Here is a 17,863-nt window from a genome sequence, read left to right on the forward strand (position 1 = left end):
GGTAGGGCAAGTGAGAATTGCAACGGGCGCGAACGCGCTGACAGGGCTCAGGTATCTCGGGCTCGGCCTTGCTGCTGCGGCGCTGCTCTCCGCCTGTTCGCCGGGCAATTTCAACTTCGGGCCGGGCGGCGGCACGACCGCCGGGGCGAACCAGCCGCTCGCCACCGGCAAGACCTTCGGCAAGGGTCCGGTGCGGGTGGCGCTGCTGCTGCCGCTTTCGGGCGATCCCAATCTGGCGGCAGTCGGCACCTCGATGGCCAATGCGTCGGAGCTGGCCATCGGCTTTGTCGAGACCAACCCCAATATCGGCGAGAACATCACCGTAGTGTTGAAGGACACCGGCAGCACGGCCAGTGGCGCGGCACAGGCCGCGACCCAGGCGCTGAGCGAAGGCGTCAGCCTGATCCTCGGGCCGCTGCGCGCCGATCAGGTCACCGCCGCGGGCCAGGTGGCGAAGGCGGCTGGTATTTCGGTGATCGGCTTCTCCAACAATTCGGGCGCCGCCTCGCCGGGAGTGTTCCTGCTCAACATCCTGCCCGAGAGCGAAGTGAAGCGCTCGATGGGCTATGCCAAGAAGCTCGGCAAGAAGGCCTTCGCGGGTGTGTTCCCGACCACCGATTTCGGCCGCATCCAGGAAGGCGCGTTCCGCCAGGCCACCGCCGATCTCGGACTGAATGCCCGCGCCGTCTACAACTTCTCGTCGGAAGCCGAAGCCCGCACCGTCGTGACGCAGCTGGTGCCGATGCTGCAGGCCGGGCAGATCGATGCGCTGTTCATCCCCGACCGGGCGACGGCGCCGAGCTTTGCGAACCTTCTCAACGAAGCCGGTATCGCGCCGGGCAAGGTGCAACTGATCGGCTCGGCCGACTGGGATGGCGATCCTTCGATCCTCAACACCACGACGCTGGCCGGGGCGATCTTCCCCGCTATCGACGACGCCGGCTACAACGCGCTGCTGCCCGAGTACCAGGCGAAGTTCGGCTCGGCGCCGCACAAGTTCGCCACTATCGCCTACACCGCGACGATCCTCGCAAATGCCGGCACACTCGCCAACGGCACGCCGAAATACGACCGTGCCCAGCTGACGCTGCCGGCCGGCTTCAACGGCCGCGACGGAGTGTTCCGCTTCCTGCCCGATGGGCGGAGCGAATACGCGCTGGTGATCAAGCAGGTGTCGATCGGCGGCGCGAGCGTCGCCGAAGGGGCGAAACTCTAGCGCCTAGCTGTGATACCAGCCGTTGAGGTGGGCCTTCTCGTGGCGCAACACCTTGCCGCGGGTCTCGGCGCTCAGTCCCTTGACGATCCAGATGACGTCGCCGCCGATGCGGGAGCACCCTACGACACGGGCGTCGGGATCGCTGCGGCGCGCTGCAGCGAAGTGATCGGCGCACATGCGGTTGATGGTTGCCTGGTCCGAAGTGAGTACGCGGTAGTCCTGGATCGGCTCGTGGTCGAAGAGTACAGGAGGCATACGGACGTCCCTCGCCACCGCCGGTCCCGCCACGAGGACCAGGACGGCAGCCATTGCCATCGCTTTCATGGTTTAGTCGCTCAGAGAGTCTGCTGCCGCTCAGCAGTAGATGCCGTTGGCCTCCACGACGCAGTTCCCATCCTCGGTGGTCACGAGGCTCCCGCCTTCAAACGGGATGATCGATACGAACGAGCCGGCCGAAAGCGGGGCGCTCGCCACCCAGTGCCGGTCGTTCCAGTACCAGACGCCGGCCTTCGCTGACGGCTTGGGCTCCTTGATGATGCCTGGATACTGAATGTGTGGACTCGCCAGTCCGTCGGTCGAGTAGACGCCGCTGTCGGTCTGCATGACTCTGACGAAGGTGGTGTGCCCGTAGGCGATCTTGCGAACCACCGTCTCGGCAACCGGCTCGATCGAGACGCCGGGCTGCACGTAATAGCTCCAGCGCATCAGCTTGTCGGGATCGAAGACCGGCGGCCACACCTCGTCGGGTGTGCTGAGCAAGGTGTGCATCGGCTCCTCCTCAGCGACCGCGCGCGGCAGGATGTTGGGCAGCGACAGCAAAGCGGCAGCGCCGAGTCCGATTGCTCCCCCAAACATGATGGCGCGAGTCGCATCCATTCGCCGTTCTCCGGTCGGTGTTAACCAACCATCAACCATACCGGCGAAACGCGTGTCAAAATGGAACAGCGATTAAGGTAAATTTAACCTAGGGAAGCGCGGCCGCGAGCTCTTCGACCACCTCGACGAAGCGGTCATAGGCCTCGCGGGTGGGCCAGGGCCGGATCAGCTTCTCGAACGGCTCGAACTCGAACACCGGGAAGCTCGGCTCGCCGAAATAGCGTCGTGCTTCCTCGGGCTCGAACCCGGCGAGATGGGTGGCTTCGAGGAAGGCAGCCTCGCGATCGGCGCGCTTGATCTGCTTCTGCAGCGCCGCCGGGGGCGTCGCGGGAAGGGAAAAGCGGAGGTAGACGGCGCCGAGCAGCCGGTTCTCCACCTCCTTGTAGTTGCCGCCCATCGCCGCCTTGAACGGCGAGATGATGTCGCCCATCACGTATTCGGGCGCATCGTGCAGCACGGCGTAGAGCATGGCACGCGGATCGGCATCGCGGTTCAGCGCGCGATAGAGTTCGAGCACCAGCACCGAATGCTGCGCCACCGAAAACGGGTAGTCGCCGATGGTCTGGCCGTTCCAGCGCGCCACGCGGGCGAGGCCGTGCGCGATGTCGGATAGCTCGACATCGAGCGGTGACGGATCGAGGATATCGAGCCGTCTGCCCGACAGCATACGCTGCCACGCCCGCTCCTTGCCTCGCGCCATGGAATCCCCCGGTGTTTGAAGCCGAGGAAGCTAGTCTTCGGGGGTTGATTCGCCAAACCCGGTCTTCGTCGGCAAGGCGGCCATCACGCGGCGGCGGTGGCCCTGGCTCGCATCGTGTCGACGCTCCAGGTCCCCGGCCCGGCGAGGACCAGATAGAGGAAGATGAAGCAGTAGAGGATCGCCGACACGCCGAAATTGTTGTTCGGGAACGGGCTCATCGGGAAATGGAAACCCCAGTAGGCGACTGCCATGAAGCCGCAGAGCACGAAGGCCACCGGCCGGGTCAGCCAGCCGACGAGAATGAACAGGCCACCCACGAGCTCCAGCCATCCGGCCACAGTCATCAAGGTCTGTATCTCGGGCGGCGAGGGCTGCACCGGCGGTGGGAAGTTGAAGACGACGGTGAGTCCGGCGTGGACGAACAGCAGGCCGGTGACAATGCGCAGGATTGCCAGCCCTTGCGGCGCGTAGGCGGAAAATCGATCAAGCATTTTGGGTCTCCCTTCAATGTCGGGCGCTCAGGACGGTATCGCGATCGGATATCCATAACCAGAACGTTCTATAACTATTGCGTTATAGACGAGGCCTCGATACTGTCAAGAGTTGCGATCACGGTCGCGAGATCAGCCTTCACTCCTCGGGCGAAACGTCCCCGAACTGGTACGTCGCCCAAGGTGGAAGGCTAACCGTCACCGGCTTGCCATCGACCGTCACCGCGGCCGGATCGGTGACGCGGTCGAGGCGGAGGATGGCGACGGCGCGGCCATCGACGACTTCGCCGATCGAACCGGCGTCGCGGCCGCCGGCAATGACGGATGTGCCGGCTGGCGCATCGATGCCGGAGACGATCACCGGGCGGCGGCGGGCGGTGCCGCGGTGCTTCATGCGGCTGACCACTTCCTGGCCGATGTAGCAGCCTTTGACGAAGTCGATGCCATCGAGCAGGTCGAGCCCGATATCGTGGGCGAAGTTCTGGTCGATGCCGAAATCCGGACCTTCTTCGGGGATGCCCGCGCTGATGCGATGCGTGGCAAAAGTGTCGTCCGGCGGCAACCAGCCGGTGGTGGCGGACTTCTCGGCGATCACGCGTTCACCAAGTCCGCGCGGATCGGCGTGGACCACGCCCTCGGTCCAGCCATCAAAGCTCCAGCCGACGGCGTGCGTGTCGCGCAGGTCGTCGATCTGCACCTGGGCGCGGAGGCGATAGAGCTTCATCTTCTTGAGGAAGGCATCGGCGACGGAGGTGTCCACATCGAGCCAGAAGGCATCCTCGGCCCAGCCGCTCAAGCCCTCGGCCTGCACCTTGCCCTGCGGCGAGAGCAGCGCCCACCACACGGCGGGGCCGGGTTGGGCGAGCAGGCGCCCGGTCACCACGTCGAACAGCAGCTTCTGCGCCTCGGGCCCGGAGAACCGGAAGGCGGCACGGGACGGACGGAGGATTGTGGGCATGGGATGGTTCCGCTACACCCGCCGAAAGGCAGGCGGACCACAGACATGGCGCAGTACGAGACGATCTTCAAGAACGGCACGGTGGTGAACCATGATGGGGTGCACCGCACGGACATCGCGGTCAATGACGGTCGCATCGTCGCGCTGGGCAATCTTGGCGCGGCTTCGGCCGGTGAGGTGGTCGACTGCACCGGGCTGCACGTGCTGCCCGGCGTCATCGATACGCAGGTGCATTTCCGGGAGCCGGGGCTGACGCACAAGGAGGACCTCGAATCGGGTTCGCTTTCGGCGGTGATGGGCGGCGTGACCGGCGTGTTCGAGATGCCCAACACCAACCCGCTCACCACGACGCGCGAGACCTTCGAGGAAAAGATCCGCCTCGGCACGCGCCGCATGCACTGCGACTTCGCCTTCTACATCGGCGGCACGCACGACAACGTGGCGCAATTGCCGGAGCTGGAGCGCCTGCCCGGCTGTGCCGGGGTGAAGGTGTTCATGGGTTCGTCCACCGGCTCGCTGCTGGTGCCCGACGATGTCGGGGTGGAAGCGATCCTTTCCGCGATTTCGCGCCGCGCTGCTTTCCACTCGGAGGATGAGTACCGGCTCGAAGAGCGGAAGCACCTCCGTGTGCCCGGCGACCCGTCCTCGCACCCTGTATGGCGCGATCCCGAGGCGGCGATGCTGTCGACGCGGCGGCTGGTGGCGCTGGCGCGGAAGACCGGCAAGCGGGTGCACATCCTCCACATTTCGACCGCCGAGGAGATGGTGTTCCTCGCTGCGCACAAGGACGTGGCGAGCGTCGAAGTGACGCCCCACCACCTGACGCTGGACGAGACCGCCTACACCCGGCTCGGCACTTACGCGCAGATGAACCCGCCGGTGCGCGACAAGGCGCATCGCGAGGGAATCTGGGCCGGGGTGGCGAATGGCGTCGCCGACGTGCTCGGCTCCGACCACGCGCCACATACCCGCGAGGAAAAGGACCATGCTTACCCGGCCAGCCATTCCGGCATGACCGGGGTGCAGACGCTGGTGCCGATCATGCTCGACCATATCAACGCCGGCCGCATGACCCTCGAGCGCTTCGTCGACATGACCAGCCACGGCCCGAACCGGCTGTTCGGCATCGCCAACAAGGGCCGCATTGCGGTCGGCTACGACGCCGACCTGACGGTGGTGGACCTGAAGCGGCGCGAGACGATCACCAATGAGTGGGTAAAGAGCCGCGCTGGATGGACGCCGTATGACGGAGTGACTGTCACCGGCTGGCCGGTGGGAACGATCGTCCGCGGCAACAAGGTGATGTGGCAGGGCGAACTGGTGACCCCGAGCGTCGGCCAGCCGATGCGGTTCCTGGAAGCGCTCTGAGGCTTACTGCAGCGAGCGGCTGAGGCTGTATTCGCCCGCCTGGATGCGATCGGGCAGCGTCGCGATCAGCTCCGAGATCGCCGTCTCTCCGTGGTGCTCGACCAGCGAGGTGATGGCAGCGAACAGCGAGGCATGGGCCAGCGCCAGCGTCGCGACGCCGTCGTCCTCGGCGGTGTTCCAGGCTTCCGCGATGTATTCGAGCGCCACTTGGCGCTCTTCGCGTTCGGCCTCGGCGAGACGTTCGATGCTGCCGTTGTCGCCCTTGAGGGTCTTGGAGAGTTTCATGACATCGCCCGTAGCACGCCCGCCCGCGAGGCGCGCCTCAGACGTCTCCAAAAGGTTAATATGCACTCTGCAATTATTGTTAACCCGCAGAGCGCGTCAGGAAAAGTTGCAGACTTTTCCGGTTCGAACGCGCGACAAGGCGCGAGAGGGTGCGGCGCTATTCAGCGTAGCGCGAGTGGATGTCGCGGGCGGTTTTCTCGGCCTCAACCAGCAGCCGCGACATCGCCTGCTGGGCCGACACGGTGCAGACGCGATAGAGCCGCGCGTAGGCTTCGTAGCCTGAGTTGAACGCGCCGGTCAGCCGTTGCTTGCGGTCATCATCAGGCTCATCCAGCGCGATCAGGTCGGCCATCTCGCCGCGCCAGTCCGATGAGGCGGCGGGCTTGCACAGCGGATCGAGGAAATAGAGGCTGCCGAGGATTTCCGAGAGCCGCTCCATCTCCGCCTGGTAGGGCGGATCGATAGCCCGCGCCGGTCCCGCCGCGAGCAGCAGGGCAACAAGAGCAAGGCGAAGCGGGCGGAAGCGCATGCCCGCATCCTTAAGTGAAACGCCCGATTGCCTCAACTGCGATCGAAGATGCGGAAGGCTCCGGCCACCACGTCGCCCAGATCGGGAGTGGTGTACATGCCGCCGATATCGTCCGCTCGCACCCAACGCCACGCGCTGACTTCGTCGGAGGCGACGATCTCGCCCTCGAAGGCTTCGGTGGCATAGACCTGCAGGACGAAGCGGCCTTCGCCGAGGAACATGCGGCGGATCGGGTGCAACCGCCAGACGCGCAGGCCAACCTCTTCCAGGATCTCGCGCTCGGCCGCCTGCTCCGGCGTTTCGCCCGGCTCGAGCCGCCCGCCGGGCAGGCTCCACATGCCGAAATACGGCTTTCTGGCGCGCTGGATCAGCAGCACCTTGTCGCGATCGATCAGCGCGACACTCGCAGCATTCGGAGGCCGTTGGGACGCGGGCATAAACCGATGATTGTGGTTTGTCCTCGGCGCGGCAAGTGCCTAACTAGGGAGTGAAGGAGAGCCCCTTTATGTGCGGACGCTACGCCACCACCCTGCCGCCGGAAATGATGGTCGAGCTGTTCAACCTGCTCAACAAGATCGACTTTCCGCCACGCTACAACATCACCCCGACGCAGCCGATCGCGGTGGTGTGGGAGCAGTCGGGGCGCCGCACCATCCAGCTGGTGCGCTGGGGGTTCGTGCCGAACTGGGTGAAGGATCCGCGCGAGTTCTCACTGCTGATCAACGCACGGGCCGAGACCATGGCGGAAAAGCCGTCGTTCCGCGACGCTGTGCGCCACTCGCGCTGCATCGTCCCGGCCTCGGGCTACTACGAGTGGATGAAGGGGCCGGACGGCAAGCGCCAGCCCTACTACATCACCATGGAAGACGATTCCCCGATGATCTTCGCGGGGCTCTACTCGAACTGGTCGGGACCGGACGGTGAGGAGGTCGACACTGCCTGCATCGTCACGGTGGAGCCCAATCTCGAGATCAGCTCGGTCTATGACCGGATGCCGGCGATGCTCACGGGCGATGCTGTCGACATGTGGCTCAACACCCGCGACTTCGACATCACCGCCGCCCGACAACTGGCCTTGCCGCTGCCTCCGGGTTCGCTGAAGTATCATCCAGTGGGCAAGGCCATCGGCCGCGCCGATGTCGATGGGCCGGAGTTGATCCGGCCGATCACGCCCGAAGAGGCAGAGGCCGAAGCCGCGGCGGCGGTGAAGCCGAAGAAGAAGGTGGCCGCTGGCGGCGGCGGGCAGCTAGACCTGTTCTAGAACAGCTCGAAGTACCCGAGCGCGTCGCCGATCGCCTCTTCCTCGTAGCCGAGATGGCTGAGGAGGACCCATTCGAGGGCGCGGTAAATCTCGAGCGTATCGGCGAAGCGGCTCGCGCCGGGTTCGGTCGCGAGTTCACCCAGCGCATCGATCAGCCGCACCAGCAGCTCATGCACGACGACATGTTCAGCCTGCAGCCGGTCGGCGATGGCCTTGAAGCCGGCGCCTTGCGCGGCGATGGCCGGGAACACCGCCTGGTCTTCGATCGAATGGTGGGCGTTGACGATGTTGCAGTGCTGGCCGCAGAGATTGCCGAAGCGGCGGTAGTTGGCAACCATCGCAAGGCTGGCGGCCTGGTCCGTCGCTTGCTGTGCGCCGACTTCGCCGGCCGCGGCGCGGTCGATCAGCACGGCGAGGGTTTTCATGTTGTCGCGCAGATGGTCGTGCACCTCCTTGAGGTGCAGGCCGGGCGCGCGCTGGGCCTCGGTCAGGCCCTCAAGCTTGATGGGCGCGGGCCGGGTGGCGTCGTCGAGAAATCCGATATCGAGCAGCATGTTGCCCAAATGGGACGCCCGGCGCGGCCCGTCAACAAGGCACCTCGCGGTGACCTGCTCTAGAGTACCTTGCCCGGGTTCAGGATACCGTTCGGATCGAGCGCCGCCTTGATGGCGTGCATCATCTCGAGCGCCACGGGGTCCTTCACCTGCCGCAAGAGGCCCGACTTCAGCTGCCCGATGCCGTGCTCGGCCGATACCGAACCACCGAGCTTCCGCACCACCTCGTAGACCGCCGCATTGGCATCGGCCTCGCGGGCCATGAAGGCCTTGGGATCGGCGCCGACTGGCTGGCTGAAGTTGAAGTGGATGTTGCCGTCGCCCATGTGGCCGAACGGGCATGGCCGGACGCCGGGGATGGCGCGTTCGACGGCCGCTGTGCCCTCCGCGATGAGCTGGGGGACCGCGCCGATCGGCACCGAGACGTCGTGCTTGATCGAGGCGCCCTCCTTCGATTGCACCTCGCTCATCTGCTCACGCGCCGCCCACATCAAGGTGCGATCAGCCTCGGACTCAGCGACCACGGCGTCAGCGACGAGGCCACTCGCTAGCACGTCCTCCAGCGCCGATTGCAGCGCGCCGGGCACGCCGCCCCTCATGCGGTTGACCTCGGCCAGCACGTACCAGGGCGACAGCGATGCGGTCGGATCGCGCGGCAGCAGGCCGTACTTGAGCTGCAGGTCGACCCCGAAGCGGTTCATCAGCTCAAAGGCCGTCAGCCGCGAACCGGTGCGCTCGCGCAAGAGGTAAAACAGCTGCAGCGCCACCGCAGGATCGGCGACATTGATCAGCGCCGTCTCCTGCCCTTCCGGCACTGGGAACAGTTTCACCGTCGCTGCGGTGATGAAGCCGAGCGTGCCTTCGGCACCGACCAGCAGGTCCTTGAGGTCGTAACCCGTATTGTCCTTCTTCAGCGCGTTGAGGCCGTTGTAGAGCCGGCCGTCGGCCAGCACGGCCTCGACCCCGAGAGTGAGTTCGCGGGCATTGCCATAGGCCAGCACCTGCACGCCGCCGGCATTGGAGCTGAGCACGCCACCGATGCGGGCCGAGCCCTGTGACGCCAGCCAGAGCGGGAAGATCGCGCCCGCCTCTTCCGCCACCTTGTGCGCCTCCTCGAGGATCAGGCCTGCTTCGACCGTCATGTGCCCGGCCGCCGCATTGACCTCGCGCACTCGGTTGATGCGGGAAAGGTTGACGATCACCTCGTCGCCGCGCAGCGGCACTTGCCCGCCGACCAGCCCGGTATTGCCGCTTTGCGGGATCAGCGGCACCCGGTGCTGGTTGGCCCAGCGGCAGAGCGCCTGAAGCGCCGCGACGCTGCCGGGTAGCGCCACGGCCACAGCAGCGACATGGAAGCGCTTCCGCGGTTCGGTCACATAGCTCGCCATTTCCTGGGGATCGGCTATCAGCGTACCGGCTTCGCCCAGGAGGGCCTTCAGCGCGCGGACGATGTCTTTGGGGGCCAGCGTGGTCATGGCGCCGGAAGATAGCCCCCGGCCCGCTTGGCGCAAGGGCGAACTTGCCCACGCCAAGCCCCTATGCGACAAGCGGCGCCAACGAGACATTCCATACGGAGCAGAACGATGGCGCAGGGGCTGATGGCCGGCAAAAAGGGCCTGATCATGGGCGTGGCGAACAACCGCTCGATCGCCTGGGGCATTGCCAAGGCCCTCGCCGACCAGGGCGCCGAGATCGCCTTCTCCTACCAGGGCGAAGCGCTGAAGAAGCGCGTCGAGCCGCTCGCCGCCGAGATCGGTGTCACCACGCTGGTCGAGTGCGACGTGTCGAACGACGCGGCGATGGACGAGACCTTCCGCGTGCTCAAGGAGAAGTGGGGGACGATGGACTTCCTCGTCCACGCCATCGGCTTTTCCAACAAGGAAGAGCTCGAAGGCCGCTACATCAACACCAGCGCCGATAACTTCGCGCTGACCATGAACATCTCGGTCTACTCGTTCACCGCCGTCGCCAAGCGCGCCGAAGCCATGCTGAACCCCGGTGGTTCGCTGCTGACCCTGACCTATTACGGCGCGGAGAAGTACGTGCCGAACTACAACGTCATGGGCGTAGCTAAGGCGGCACTCGAGGCCTCGGTCCGCTACCTCGCGCACGACCTCGGCCCGCAGAACATCCGCGTCAACGCCATCTCGGCCGGCGCCATCAAGACCCTCGCCGCCTCGGGCATTTCGGGCCTGCGCACCATGCTGCACTATCAGGAGAAAGCGGCGCCGCTGAAGCGCAACGTCACCCAGGAAGAAGTCGGCTCCGCCGCGCTTTATCTGCTCAGCGACCTCTCCTCGGGCGTCACCGGCCAGATCCAGTATGTCGATTGCGGCTTCAATATCATCGGCATGCATGTCGATGATGAACCTGCCGCCGCCGCGCCCACTGCCTGACCTATTCCAGGGCTGCCGCGAGGCGGCCCTTTCTCTTTCCGAGCGTCACGATGTCTATCAACTGGCCTGAACTCTATTTCATCCGCCACGGCGAAACCGACTGGAACGCCGAGGGCCGGTACCAGGGCTCGAAGGACATCCCGCTCAACGACATCGGGCGTGGGCAGGCCGACCTCAACGGCAAGCTGCTGCATCAGATCCTGGCCCGCGCCGGCAGGACGCCGCACGAGTTCAACTGGCATGCCTCGCCGCTGGGCCGCACTCGGGAAACTATGCAGCGCGTCCGCTCGGCGTTTGCCGAACCGCTGCCCGAAGTCAGGTTCGACGACCGCCTCGTCGAGGTGTCGTTCGGCGTCTATGAGGGCCGGCTCCATACGGAACTCAGCTCGGGCGAGATGGCAATTGCCGGCGAGCGCGACGCCGATTTCTGGTTCTTCCGTCCGCCCTCGGGCGAGAGCTACGAGGATGTGGCGCAACGTGTCCGGAGCTTTGCCGCCGATACCCTCAAGGGTCCGGCGATCATCGTCGCGCATGGCGGCATCCTGAGGATCCTCCGCCGCCTGATCGAGGACTTTCCGGCGGAGCGCGCGGTGAACTGGTTCCCGCCGCAGGACTCGGTGGTGCATTTCATCGACGGCAAGAGCGTCGTGTACCCGGCCGGCCACAGCTGGGACGACTGAGCGGAGCGGCGGATGTCGACCACCACAGCATTCGCCACGATCCTCCATGACACCGAGGCACGCCTCGCCGGCCCGATCGCGGCGGCCGCCCCGGCGCTGCGCCAACTCTTTGCCGGTTTCGCTGTCAGCCTGACCGAGGCGACGGACCCTCGCGTTGCCGCTGTCCTCGCCGACACACTCAGCGCCCGGATCGCCTGGCATCCGACCGGTGAAGCGATCATCGGCCAGGCGCGGCGCAGTGCCGTCGGGCTGGCGCTCGAATGTGGCACCGATCGCGTGCTCTATTCCGATCTGGACCACATCCTGCGCTGGATCGACACCCATCCTGCCGAGATGGCGGACGTGCTCGCCGCCCAGCCCGAGGCGCAACTGCTGATCATCGGGCGCACGGAACGCGCCATGGCAGCGGTGCCGAAGCGCCTGCGCGATACCGAGATGCCGATCAACCGGACCTACGAGCTGCTGACCGGCCGTTCGGCCGACCTGCTGTTCGCAGTGCGCCGGATGGACCGCGCCGCGGCTAGCGACATCGTCGCGCACAGCCGGGTCGACAGCATCGCCAACGACGTCGATTGGCCGCTGCTCGCCGAGCAGCTCGGCCACCGTATCGGCTATGCCGAGGCGCACGGCCTCTACTATCGCACCATCGACGAATATGGCGCGGCGGCCGACAGCTACGACCTCGAGCCGCTGCAGTGGATCCGCCGCATCGAGATCGCCGCCGAGATGGCGAAGGCAATGCGACCATACCTCCGCCCGTCGGATTGAAGGATCACGTGGACAACATCTCCATCCGACCGTGGCGTTCGACGGATTCCGTGTTCGAACTGACCGAGATGCTGCACCGCGCCTATGCCGGGCTCGCCGGGATGGGGCTGCGCTTTTGGGCGACGCATCAGGGTGCCGATGTGACGCTGAAGCGGATCGAGCAGGGGGAGTGCTTCGTCGCCGAGGCCGATGGAGTGATCTGCGGCACTATCGTGTTCCGTGACTGCACCCGGACCGGCGGTTGTCCCTGGTATGATCGCGCAGACGTCGCTTCCTTCGTTCAGTTCGCCGTTGAGCCCGGCCTTCAGGCCAAGGGCCTCGGCCGGCGCCTCCTCGCCCATGCGGAGGAACGTGCCATCGCCTCGGGCGTCCGGGAACTGGCCCTCGACACGGCGGAGCCTGCCACTCACCTCGTCGAATGGTACACGCGGCTTGGGTACCGGTTCATCGAGCACGCGCAATGGTCGCACACCAACTACCGCAGCGTCGTCCTGAGCAAGACGCTCCGCGCTGCATGAGCCCGCTTGCACCGAAGCGCCGATTGACCTTCATCGGGCAGGTTCCTAGAAGTCCTGCACGCTGAGGACCCGCGATGTCGTTCAATACCTTCGGACACCTGTTCCGTTTCACCACCTGGGGCGAGAGCCATGGGCCTGCCTTGGGCGTGGTGGTGGATGGCTGCCCGCCGGGGCTGCCGATTTCGGCTGAGGTGATCCAGCGCGATCTCGATCGGCGGAAGCCCGGGCAGTCGCGCTTCACCACGCAGCGGCGTGAGGATGACCAGGTGCGGATCCTCTCGGGTGCGTTCGAGGACGAGCGCGACGGGCAGCTGAAGACCACCGGCACCCCGATCTCGCTGATGATCGAGAACACCGACCAGCGCTCCAAGGACTATTCCGAGATCAAGGACAAGTACCGGCCGGGGCACGCCGATTTCACCTACCACCAGAAATACGGCATCCGCGACTACAAGGGCTCGGGCCGCGCCTCGGCGCGCGAGACCGCGGCACGCGTTGCTGCCGGCGCCGTGGCGCGGCTGGTGATCCCTAACGTCACGGTGCGCGCCAGCCTCGTGCAGATCGGCCCGCACAAGATCGACTACTCGCGCTTCGACTGGGATCAAGTGGACCAGAACCCGTTCTTCTGCGCCGATCCGGTGGCTGCCAAGGAGTGGGAAGTCTACCTCGACGGCATCCGCAAGGCCGGCAACTCGGTGGGTGCGGTGATCGAGGTGGTGGCTGAAGGCGTGCCGCCGGGCTGGGGTGCGCCGATCTACGGCAAGCTCTCGGCCGACCTCGCGTCGGCGATGATGTCGATCAACGCGGTGAAGGCCGTCGAGATCGGCGCCGGGTTCGAGGCGGCCGAACTCACCGGCACCGAGAATGCCGACGAGATGCGCGCGGGCAATGCCGGGCCCTATTTCACCTCGAACAAGGCAGGCGGCATCCTCGGCGGCATCTCCAATGGCGATCCGATCGTCTGCCGCTTTGCGGTGAAGCCGACTTCGTCGATCATCACGCCGCGCCAGACGGTGACGACGCATAACGAGAACACCGAAGTCATCACCAAGGGCCGGCACGACCCCTGCGTCGGCATCCGCGCCGTGCCCATCGGCGAGGCGATGATGGCGGTGGTGCTGGCCGACCATTTCCTGCGCCACCGGGGCCAGACCGGGCGCGAAGGCGGCATCGGCTACTGAGAACAGTCCGCAGCGTTCCGCACCCTGCTGTGGCGGATGCTTAGACGGCCGAAAATCGGTCGTTCAGCGCTCGCGCTTATGCGCGTTGACGCCGCCGGTCTGGCAGGGCCTCTTGTAATGACAACGTGTAAGTCATTGCCGGCGCTGGATTTGTTCTAAGGGTAAGTGCTGGACGACTAAGCGGTCGCACTGAGACAACCGAGGGGTCGTCCGATGTTCGAACACTGTCGCGCCTTCATCATCGCCGCCGATCAGATCGAGACGCGGTCGCTTGAACTCACAGCGCACCATCTCGGTTTCGGCGAGGTGGTCAGCAAGCTGGACGGACCAAGCGCCATGCAGTCGCGCGCTGGCGTCACCTACTTCTTTCTCGGCTCCCGGATGCGCGACGACGAGTTGCTTGACGTGATCGAGGCGGTTCGCGACGAGCGGCGCTCGAAGCTCTGCTACTCACCGATCATCCTGTTCATCGACGATCGCCCCGCCGAGATCATGCTCAAATATGTGCGGTTCGGCTTCGACGACGTGATCGGGCTGCCGCAGCACCGCGATACGCTGGCCGAGCGGCTGGCGGAGCAGCTCAACTGCGAGCAGACCTATGTCGAGGCCAAGGACTATCTCGGGCCCGACCGGCGCCGGCTGGACCACGGCGCGGACCTGCGGGTCGGCGTCGCGGCGCACACGAGGCTGGTGTTCCAGCGCGATCCGAAATACGGCACCCGGGTTATCCATCGCGAGGTGCGCGGTCGCCGCTTCCGGGCGCTGCCCGACCCGAGCACGCATTTCATGCCGAAGCTGTTCGGCCACCGCGCCGTCTAGCGGCGCGAACCGCCTAGGACGCGAGGAGCTTCCGGATCTTGCCCACCGCGGCGTCGGTGGGCTCGCCATAGGCGATGGTGCCCTCGAACTGGCCGTCCTTGTTGATCAGGAAGACCGAGGCCGTGTGGTTGACGAGGTAGTAGCCGTCCGCGTCCGGCGCAGTGGCCTCCGACATCGCGCCGAAGGATGCCTTGGCGTCGGCGGTCTGCACCTCATTGCCGACGAGGCCGATGGTGCCGGGAAACGAGCTCAGATAGTCGGCCAGCACGTCTTTGGTGTCGCGCTTGGGATCGACGGTGACGAAGATGGTGCGCAACTGGTCCGGGGAAATGCCGAGCGCCTCGCGCCACGCCGTCGATTCGGCCAGCGTTGTCGGGCAGACATCCGGGCAGTGGGTGTAGCCGAAGAATACGAGGCTCGGGGTGCCCTTGAGGTTGTCCTGGGTGAAGGTGCCACCAGCCGTCGATTCGAGCGTGAACGGCTTGCCGGTGACCCCAATGGGAGCGGCCGGCGGCCTGAAGATGAACAGCGCCGTGGCGCCGATGGCGGCAACGACGACCAGCGTCCACAGAATGATGCGAAAGCGCGCCAGCGCCGGGGAATTGGTTTCGGCCATGAATGTTGCCCTACTGTGTTGGCGCTGCTTATAGCGCCCGCGGGGCAGATTTGGCGCGCGTCATTGTCGCGCAGTCACTGAGGTTTGTATCTGCAGTCGGCGCCCGCGTTACTGCGGGTCGAGTGGCTCGGTGCCGGTGGGCTGGCCGTTGCGCAGGGTGATCTTTTCGATCCGCATCTCGGCGGCCTTCAGCAGCGCCTCGCAATGCGCCTTCAAGGCCTCGCCGCGCTCATAAATGGCGATCGACTCGGCGAGCGGTGCCTGGCCGCTTTCCAGCTTGCCGACAATGCCCTCGAGTTCACGCAGCGCCGCCTCGAAGCTCATCTGCTTGATGTCGTCGGGGGTGGCGGGGGAATCGGCCATGTCAGTTCCTTCGATGAGGCTCGTTGCAGAGCGCTTTCAGGAAAAGTTGCAGACTTTTCCGGTTCGAAAGCGCGACAAATCAGGAACCTGGAGCATTTCGCCGTTTCAACGAAACGGTGAGATGCTCTAGCCCGCGGCCAGCAACTTTTCAACATGCGCGGCGACCCCGGTCGCGAGGCCCTGCCGGTCGTAGCCGCCCTCCAGCATCGAAACCAGCCGCCCCTCGCAGACCCGCCCGGCGACCTCGGTCAGGCGCTCGGTGACCCAGGCGAAATCCTCGGGGTGCCAGTTCAATCCGGCGAGCGGATCGCGATAGTCCGCGTCGAAGCCGGCGGAGACGAGAAGGAAATCCGGCCGGAACGCCTCGAGCGCCGGCAGGATGCGATCGGTATAGGCGGCGCGCATTTCCTGCCCGCCGCTGCCGGCATCGAGCGCGGCGTTGCAGATATTGCCAACGCCGGTGAAGCTCGGCGATCCGGTGCCCGGATAGAGCGGCATCTGGTGGCTCGAGGCGTAGAACACCGTCGGGTCGTCCTTGAAGATGTCCTCGGTGCCGTTGCCGTGATGCACGTCGAAATCGACGATTGCCACGCGTTCGGCGCCGAACTTGCGCTGCGCCTCGCGGGCCACGACGGCGATCGAGTTGACGAGGCAGAAACCCATCGGCCGGTCGATCTCGGCATGATGTCCCGGCGGCCGCACCGCACAGAAGGCATTCCGCACTTCGCCCAGCGCCACCGCCTCGAGCGCGGCAAGACCGCCGCCCAGCGCCGTTGCCGCCGCTTCGAGCGAGCGCGACGAGATGAAGGTGTCCTCGTCGATCTGGCCGATGCCTTCGGCCGGGCGGGCGCGGGTGAGGATGCTGAGGTAGTTGGCGTCATGTACCAGTTCGGCCAGCGTCAGGTCCGCCGAAGGCGCATCGCGGCGGATGAGCTTGGCGAAGCGATCGGCGCCGAGCGCCTCCTCGACGGCACGTAGCCGGTCGGGTCGCTCGGGGTGCCCGGTGGGGGTGACGTGGCTTTCGAAATTGCGCTGGGAGACGAGAAGGGTGGCCATGGGCTCGGAACTGTCGCTGCCCCAATAGCTTGACGTTTTGCTGTCGAGCTTGTCAAACCTCGCGCCATGGCCGGTGCCGTTCATCCCCCGTCGGATTTGCTCGCGCTCGCAGCGCTGCTGCGGGCCGGCGAGCTCGTCGCCTTCCCCACCGAGACGGTTTACGGGCTCGGCGCCGACGCGACGAACTCCGATGCGGTGCTGAAGATCTACGAGACCAAGGGCCGTCCGCGCTTCAATCCGCTGATCGTGCACGTCGCCGATTTCGCCATGGCCGAGACGCTGGTGCAGTTCAGCCCGATGGCGCGGAAGCTCGCAGAATTCTGGCCCGGCCCACTGACGCTGGTGCTGCCGAAACGCCCGGAAGCCGGGCTTTCCGATCTCGTCACCGCCGGGCTCGATACCGTCGGCATCCGCATCCCCAACCATCCGCTGGCGCTCGAACTGATCCGCGTGGCCGGCCTGCCGCTCGCCGCCCCATCCGCCAATCGCTCCGGCAAACTGTCGCCGACCACCGCGGCGCAGGTCGACCGCTCGTTCAGCGGCGCGGTTCCGGTGCTCGATGGCGGGCCATCGCAGGCGGGGGTCGAATCCACCATCCTCGCCGTCGAGGGCGACGTGGTGATGCAACTGCGCGCCGGCGCCCTGCCGCGCGACGAAATCGAGGCGGCAATCGGCCGGCCAGTGGCGGTCGCGAAACACGATGCAGCGATTGCCGCGCCGGGCATGCTGGCCAGCCACTACGCGCCGAACGCGACACTGCGGCTGGACGCCGAGCGGGCGGAGGCAGGGGAGACGTGGCTTGGCTTCGGTCCGGGGCCCGCCGGCGCCAACCTGTCGCCGAGCGGTGACCTGCGCGAAGCCGCCCGCAACCTGTTCGCGATGCTGCACCAGCTCGACGAGGGCGCCACGCGGATCGCCGTGGCACCGATCCCCCGCAAGGGCCTCGGCGAAGCGATCAACGACCGGCTGAAACGCGCCGCTGCCCCGCGCGGCTGACTGTAGCGAACCTCCGCTCCATCTCAACCTCAACTCCCCACCGGGGTGGGTTCGATCGTGCCCCCAAACTCGATGCGGCACCTCCCCTCTGACGGGGGGATGGATGGGGGTGAGCGGAGCCACAATCGTGAGGCCGGGCAAGGCGTTGCGAGAATCTTGCGCCGATCTATCCCCCCGCTCCCCACCCATGCGATTCTCCCCCCATCCGCTGCACCGAAGCGAGATCATGACG

23 protein-coding genes are annotated in these 17,863 nt (G+C 66.0%); 10 read left to right on the top strand and 13 right to left on the bottom strand.

Features of this window, described 5'->3' with window-relative positions; all coding sequences use genetic code 11:
• Window positions 1-10 precede the first annotated feature (10 nt).
• On the top strand, window positions 11-1,216 hold the full coding sequence (locus AC1DYL_RS16370; protein ID WP_477151710.1) for a penicillin-binding protein activator: 1,206 nt from the start codon (window positions 11-13) through the stop codon (window positions 1,214-1,216).
• Window positions 1,217-1,219: 3 nt separating this feature from the next.
• On the opposite strand, the gene AC1DYL_RS16375 is transcribed toward AC1DYL_RS16370, so the two are convergent.
• The 5 genes from AC1DYL_RS16375 to ygfZ form a co-directional block, all read right to left on the bottom strand.
• A complete protein-coding gene (locus AC1DYL_RS16375; protein WP_477151711.1) occupies window positions 1,220-1,471 on the bottom strand; it encodes a hypothetical protein in 252 nt (83 codons plus the stop codon).
• A gap of 99 nt (window positions 1,472-1,570) precedes the next feature.
• The gene (locus AC1DYL_RS16380; RefSeq protein ID WP_477158834.1) at window positions 1,571-2,092 is read right to left on the bottom strand and encodes a hypothetical protein; all 522 of its coding nucleotides are present in this window, start codon (window positions 2,090-2,092) and stop codon (window positions 1,571-1,573) included.
• A gap of 88 nt (window positions 2,093-2,180) precedes the next feature.
• Window positions 2,181-2,792 (bottom strand): hydrolase, encoded by a 612-nt coding sequence (locus AC1DYL_RS16385; RefSeq protein WP_477151713.1) that lies wholly within the window; start codon window positions 2,790-2,792, stop codon window positions 2,181-2,183.
• Between the two features lie 83 nt (window positions 2,793-2,875).
• Entirely contained in the window at window positions 2,876-3,283 is a 408-nt protein-coding gene (locus AC1DYL_RS16390; protein WP_477173985.1) for a DoxX family protein, read from the bottom strand.
• Between the two features lie 139 nt (window positions 3,284-3,422).
• The gene (gene ygfZ, locus AC1DYL_RS16395) at window positions 3,423-4,241 is read right to left on the bottom strand and encodes a CAF17-like 4Fe-4S cluster assembly/insertion protein YgfZ (protein WP_477158835.1); all 819 of its coding nucleotides are present in this window, start codon (window positions 4,239-4,241) and stop codon (window positions 3,423-3,425) included.
• A 45-nt stretch (window positions 4,242-4,286) separates the two neighbouring features.
• Here ygfZ and AC1DYL_RS16400 point away from each other — a divergent pair, with 45 nt between their 5' ends.
• The gene (locus AC1DYL_RS16400; RefSeq protein ID WP_477173986.1) at window positions 4,287-5,609 is read left to right on the top strand and encodes a dihydroorotase; all 1,323 of its coding nucleotides are present in this window, start codon (window positions 4,287-4,289) and stop codon (window positions 5,607-5,609) included.
• Between the two features lie 3 nt (window positions 5,610-5,612).
• On the opposite strand, the gene AC1DYL_RS16405 is transcribed toward AC1DYL_RS16400, so the two are convergent.
• From AC1DYL_RS16405 to AC1DYL_RS16415, 3 genes are all read right to left on the bottom strand, one after another.
• A complete protein-coding gene (locus AC1DYL_RS16405) occupies window positions 5,613-5,894 on the bottom strand; it encodes a hypothetical protein (protein WP_477151717.1) in 282 nt (93 codons plus the stop codon).
• Between the two features lie 157 nt (window positions 5,895-6,051).
• Window positions 6,052-6,423: a TIGR02301 family protein gene (locus AC1DYL_RS16410; RefSeq protein WP_477158837.1), complete on the bottom strand. Its 372-nt coding sequence runs from the start codon at window positions 6,421-6,423 to the stop codon at window positions 6,052-6,054.
• A gap of 32 nt (window positions 6,424-6,455) precedes the next feature.
• Entirely contained in the window at window positions 6,456-6,860 is a 405-nt protein-coding gene (locus AC1DYL_RS16415; RefSeq protein ID WP_477158838.1) for an NUDIX hydrolase, read from the bottom strand.
• A 68-nt stretch (window positions 6,861-6,928) separates the two neighbouring features.
• On the opposite strand from AC1DYL_RS16415, the gene AC1DYL_RS16420 reads away from it, so the two are divergent.
• Window positions 6,929-7,684 carry an SOS response-associated peptidase gene (locus AC1DYL_RS16420; protein ID WP_477158839.1) on the top strand — a complete coding sequence of 252 codons (756 nt, stop codon included), beginning with the start codon at window positions 6,929-6,931 and terminating at the stop codon, window positions 7,682-7,684.
• On the opposite strand, the gene AC1DYL_RS16425 is transcribed toward AC1DYL_RS16420, so the two are convergent.
• Together AC1DYL_RS16425 and AC1DYL_RS16430 are read right to left on the bottom strand one after the other, a co-directional pair.
• Entirely contained in the window at window positions 7,681-8,238 is a 558-nt protein-coding gene (locus AC1DYL_RS16425) for a hemerythrin domain-containing protein (RefSeq protein WP_477174006.1), read from the bottom strand. The genes AC1DYL_RS16420 and AC1DYL_RS16425 overlap by 4 nt on opposite strands.
• A gap of 59 nt (window positions 8,239-8,297) precedes the next feature.
• Entirely contained in the window at window positions 8,298-9,713 is a 1,416-nt protein-coding gene (locus AC1DYL_RS16430; RefSeq protein WP_477173987.1) for an FAD-binding oxidoreductase, read from the bottom strand.
• Between the two features lie 108 nt (window positions 9,714-9,821).
• Here AC1DYL_RS16430 and AC1DYL_RS16435 point away from each other — a divergent pair, with 108 nt between their 5' ends.
• The 6 genes from AC1DYL_RS16435 (at window position 9,822) to AC1DYL_RS16460 (ending at window position 14,600) form a co-directional block, all read left to right on the top strand.
• The gene (locus AC1DYL_RS16435; protein WP_477151723.1) at window positions 9,822-10,634 is read left to right on the top strand and encodes an enoyl-ACP reductase FabI; all 813 of its coding nucleotides are present in this window, start codon (window positions 9,822-9,824) and stop codon (window positions 10,632-10,634) included.
• Between the two features lie 50 nt (window positions 10,635-10,684).
• Window positions 10,685-11,314, top strand: coding sequence for a histidine phosphatase family protein (locus AC1DYL_RS16440; protein ID WP_477173988.1), 630 nt, complete (start codon window positions 10,685-10,687; stop codon window positions 11,312-11,314).
• 12 nt (window positions 11,315-11,326) lie between these two features.
• Window positions 11,327-12,082, top strand: a complete 756-nt coding sequence (locus tag AC1DYL_RS16445; protein WP_477173989.1) for a hypothetical protein — start codon at window positions 11,327-11,329, stop codon at window positions 12,080-12,082.
• Between the two features lie 8 nt (window positions 12,083-12,090).
• Complete coding sequence (locus AC1DYL_RS16450) at window positions 12,091-12,600, top strand: GNAT family N-acetyltransferase (protein WP_477173990.1); 510 nt, start codon at window positions 12,091-12,093, stop codon at window positions 12,598-12,600.
• 74 nt (window positions 12,601-12,674) lie between these two features.
• Window positions 12,675-13,781, top strand: coding sequence for a chorismate synthase (gene aroC, locus AC1DYL_RS16455; protein ID WP_477151727.1), 1,107 nt, complete (start codon window positions 12,675-12,677; stop codon window positions 13,779-13,781).
• A gap of 213 nt (window positions 13,782-13,994) precedes the next feature.
• Entirely contained in the window at window positions 13,995-14,600 is a 606-nt protein-coding gene (locus AC1DYL_RS16460) for a hypothetical protein (RefSeq protein WP_477173991.1), read from the top strand.
• A gap of 13 nt (window positions 14,601-14,613) precedes the next feature.
• On the opposite strand, the gene AC1DYL_RS16465 is transcribed toward AC1DYL_RS16460, so the two are convergent.
• From AC1DYL_RS16465 to AC1DYL_RS16475, 3 genes are all read right to left on the bottom strand, one after another.
• Window positions 14,614-15,216 (bottom strand): SCO family protein, encoded by a 603-nt coding sequence (locus AC1DYL_RS16465; RefSeq protein ID WP_477158846.1) that lies wholly within the window; start codon window positions 15,214-15,216, stop codon window positions 14,614-14,616.
• 108 nt (window positions 15,217-15,324) lie between these two features.
• Entirely contained in the window at window positions 15,325-15,579 is a 255-nt protein-coding gene (locus AC1DYL_RS16470; RefSeq protein ID WP_477151730.1) for an exodeoxyribonuclease VII small subunit, read from the bottom strand.
• 126 nt (window positions 15,580-15,705) lie between these two features.
• Window positions 15,706-16,635, bottom strand: a complete 930-nt coding sequence (locus AC1DYL_RS16475) for a histone deacetylase family protein (protein ID WP_477173992.1) — start codon at window positions 16,633-16,635, stop codon at window positions 15,706-15,708.
• A 66-nt stretch (window positions 16,636-16,701) separates the two neighbouring features.
• Here AC1DYL_RS16475 and AC1DYL_RS16480 point away from each other — a divergent pair, with 66 nt between their 5' ends.
• A complete protein-coding gene (locus tag AC1DYL_RS16480; RefSeq protein ID WP_477173993.1) occupies window positions 16,702-17,631 on the top strand; it encodes an L-threonylcarbamoyladenylate synthase in 930 nt (309 codons plus the stop codon).
• Window positions 17,632-17,863 lie beyond the last annotated feature (232 nt).

This window comes from Devosia sp. P1_H9 (genome assembly GCF_056405135.1).

Excerpts from the sequence above, each read along its gene's own strand:
- AC1DYL_RS16385 (WP_477151713.1), bottom strand. The coding sequence starts at position 2,792 with ATGGCGCGAGGCAAGGAGCGGGCGTGGCAGCGTATGCTGTCGGGCAGA.
- AC1DYL_RS16375 (WP_477151711.1), bottom strand. The coding sequence starts at position 1,471 with ATGCCTCCTGTACTCTTCGACCACGAGCCGATCCAGGACTACCGCGTA.
- AC1DYL_RS16470 (WP_477151730.1), bottom strand. The coding sequence starts at position 15,579 with ATGGCCGATTCCCCCGCCACCCCCGACGACATCAAGCAGATGAGCTTC.
- AC1DYL_RS16415 (WP_477158838.1), bottom strand. The coding sequence starts at position 6,860 with ATGCCCGCGTCCCAACGGCCTCCGAATGCTGCGAGTGTCGCGCTGATC.
- AC1DYL_RS16405 (WP_477151717.1), bottom strand. The coding sequence starts at position 5,894 with ATGAAACTCTCCAAGACCCTCAAGGGCGACAACGGCAGCATCGAACGT.
- AC1DYL_RS16435 (WP_477151723.1), top strand. The coding sequence starts at position 9,822 with ATGGCGCAGGGGCTGATGGCCGGCAAAAAGGGCCTGATCATGGGCGTG.
- AC1DYL_RS16480 (WP_477173993.1), top strand. The coding sequence starts at position 16,702 with ATGGCCGGTGCCGTTCATCCCCCGTCGGATTTGCTCGCGCTCGCAGCG.
- AC1DYL_RS16390 (WP_477173985.1), bottom strand. The coding sequence starts at position 3,283 with ATGCTTGATCGATTTTCCGCCTACGCGCCGCAAGGGCTGGCAATCCTG.
- ygfZ (WP_477158835.1), bottom strand. The coding sequence starts at position 4,241 with ATGCCCACAATCCTCCGTCCGTCCCGTGCCGCCTTCCGGTTCTCCGGG.
- AC1DYL_RS16475 (WP_477173992.1), bottom strand. The coding sequence starts at position 16,635 with ATGGCCACCCTTCTCGTCTCCCAGCGCAATTTCGAAAGCCACGTCACC.
- AC1DYL_RS16410 (WP_477158837.1), bottom strand. The coding sequence starts at position 6,423 with ATGCGCTTCCGCCCGCTTCGCCTTGCTCTTGTTGCCCTGCTGCTCGCG.
- AC1DYL_RS16445 (WP_477173989.1), top strand. The coding sequence starts at position 11,327 with ATGTCGACCACCACAGCATTCGCCACGATCCTCCATGACACCGAGGCA.
- AC1DYL_RS16430 (WP_477173987.1), bottom strand. The coding sequence starts at position 9,713 with ATGACCACGCTGGCCCCCAAAGACATCGTCCGCGCGCTGAAGGCCCTC.
- AC1DYL_RS16460 (WP_477173991.1), top strand. The coding sequence starts at position 13,995 with ATGTTCGAACACTGTCGCGCCTTCATCATCGCCGCCGATCAGATCGAG.
- aroC (WP_477151727.1), top strand. The coding sequence starts at position 12,675 with ATGTCGTTCAATACCTTCGGACACCTGTTCCGTTTCACCACCTGGGGC.
- AC1DYL_RS16420 (WP_477158839.1), top strand. The coding sequence starts at position 6,929 with ATGTGCGGACGCTACGCCACCACCCTGCCGCCGGAAATGATGGTCGAG.
- AC1DYL_RS16440 (WP_477173988.1), top strand. The coding sequence starts at position 10,685 with ATGTCTATCAACTGGCCTGAACTCTATTTCATCCGCCACGGCGAAACC.
- AC1DYL_RS16465 (WP_477158846.1), bottom strand. The coding sequence starts at position 15,216 with ATGGCCGAAACCAATTCCCCGGCGCTGGCGCGCTTTCGCATCATTCTG.
- AC1DYL_RS16400 (WP_477173986.1), top strand. The coding sequence starts at position 4,287 with ATGGCGCAGTACGAGACGATCTTCAAGAACGGCACGGTGGTGAACCAT.
- AC1DYL_RS16380 (WP_477158834.1), bottom strand. The coding sequence starts at position 2,092 with ATGGATGCGACTCGCGCCATCATGTTTGGGGGAGCAATCGGACTCGGC.
- AC1DYL_RS16425 (WP_477174006.1), bottom strand. The coding sequence starts at position 8,238 with ATGCTGCTCGATATCGGATTTCTCGACGACGCCACCCGGCCCGCGCCC.